The organism is Comamonas jiangduensis, assembly GCF_030162955.1.
GTDB classification, from domain to species: domain Bacteria; phylum Pseudomonadota; class Gammaproteobacteria; order Burkholderiales; family Burkholderiaceae_C; genus Comamonas; species Comamonas jiangduensis.
This window is the reverse complement of sequence record NZ_JARXOV010000039.1, coordinates 1-1,458: the sequence shown is the minus strand read 5'-3', so window position 1 is coordinate 1,458 and position 1,458 is coordinate 1. Positions and strand designations below refer to the sequence as shown.

The following is a 1,458-nucleotide window of genomic DNA, read 5'->3' as shown; positions in this document are numbered from 1 at the left end:
AAGTTGAAGACCGTCCCTTCGTGGTTGATGGCCCCAAAGGCTCCAAGTACTTCGTGTACGAGGATTCTTTCTACGCCTACATCGAAGCCCTGCGTGCTCATGGCCGCATCGTGACCGTAGACACCACCCACCACCCCGTGGTGGCCTCGTACAGCTACTCCAACGAGCCCGCACCCACCTTCAACATGGCAAACCTGCGCAAGGTGCCTTCTGCTTCCGTTGTGAAGGTGATCGCATGAGCCGCTCCCACCGCGCACAGCACGCCTCGGCTTCCCCCAGTGCTGTAACACTGGGGGAAACTCCCCGCCACGCCATCGGCGGTGCAAAAGTTGACTGGCTCACCTTCACCTGGTTGCCTGAACCCGACGAACACGTCCTGGCTACCGTCCTGGACTTGCTGCGCACCCACGGCTTGCAGGTTCATGCTGAGGATGGCAACGGCCACTTTGGCTTCCAGCACGGCGCGCGCCTCTTCGTGCTCCTGGATGACGGTGCACGCCATCAGGTCGGACTCCTTGACTGGGGTGGTGACCGTATGCGTGGCCGTGCCCGCCTTGACCTCTCCGGCTCCGGATGCTCCAAGGTCACCAATTGGCAAGGCATGCAGGACTTCCTGTACAGCGCTTGGGACTGCACCATCACCCGCGTCGACCTGGCCGTTGACTGCCTAGAAGGTGAATTCACCGTAGACGACGCCCGCGACTGGCTCAGCCAAGGCCTGTTCACAGCAGGCACAGGAGCCCCTCCACGCCACAGCACGCCCGGCGACTGGCTCTCAGAAACCCCGTACTACGGTCGCACCCTGGAAATAGGCCGCCGTGAGAACGGAAAGATGCTCCGCGCCTACGAAAAAGGCCTCCAGCTCATGCCTGGCTCCGGCGACAAATGGACCCGCTTTGAGGTCGAGCTGCGCCGCAAAGACCGCGACATACCCCTCGACGTACTCACCCGCCGTGACGAGTACTTCGTCGGTGCCTACGAGTGCCTGCAGCAGCTGCTGCCTGTAGCCGGTGAGCGCATCAAAACCCACCAAAAAGAAGGTGAGCTGACCGCCGAACGCATGGTCAGCCACTGCCGTGAAGCCTACGGAAAACTGGTCAACGTACTGCGTGGCCACGTGGATTCCGACGAGCTCATGGACGTAATTTCCCGCCCTGGCATTCCAAGACGACTGGAAAAGGCCAGCTTGGGCGGATTTATAGCGGGGTCGTCTCTCGCAAAACCCTCAATGAAGGAGCTAAGGCCATGAAAGCATACGTAATCGGAGTACAGATCTCGGAAGGTGTCGCCAAAGCCACCGGCAAGCCCTATTCCATTGGCAAATTGCATGTTGCCCTGCCTATGGCCGGTGACGGTGCCCGCGGAATGATGGGTTCTGAATACCAATGCGAACCCGCCGTCCTGCGCAAGCTGGACAACGTCAACCTGCCCGCCTTGTGCGACCTGGAGATGCAGGAC

General features: G+C 60.6%; 3 protein-coding genes. All 3 read left to right on the top strand.

Translation table 11 applies throughout. The annotated features are described in order from the left end of the window. Positions 1-239, top strand: a 239-nt coding sequence (locus QEP12_RS16835) for a hypothetical protein (RefSeq protein WP_284214981.1), incomplete at its 5' end; no start/stop codon positions are given. Continuing rightward, complete coding sequence (locus QEP12_RS16830) at positions 236-1,249, top strand: replication initiation factor domain-containing protein (RefSeq protein WP_284214980.1); 1,014 nt, start codon at positions 236-238, stop codon at positions 1,247-1,249. The genes QEP12_RS16835 and QEP12_RS16830, both read left to right, overlap by 4 nt. Beyond that, positions 1,246-1,458: hypothetical protein (locus tag QEP12_RS16825; RefSeq protein ID WP_284214979.1), on the top strand; the 213-nt coding region annotated here is incomplete at its 3' end. The genes QEP12_RS16830 and QEP12_RS16825, both read left to right, overlap by 4 nt.

Excerpts from the sequence above, each read along its gene's own strand:
- QEP12_RS16830 (WP_284214980.1), top strand. The coding sequence starts at position 236 with ATGAGCCGCTCCCACCGCGCACAGCACGCCTCGGCTTCCCCCAGTGCT.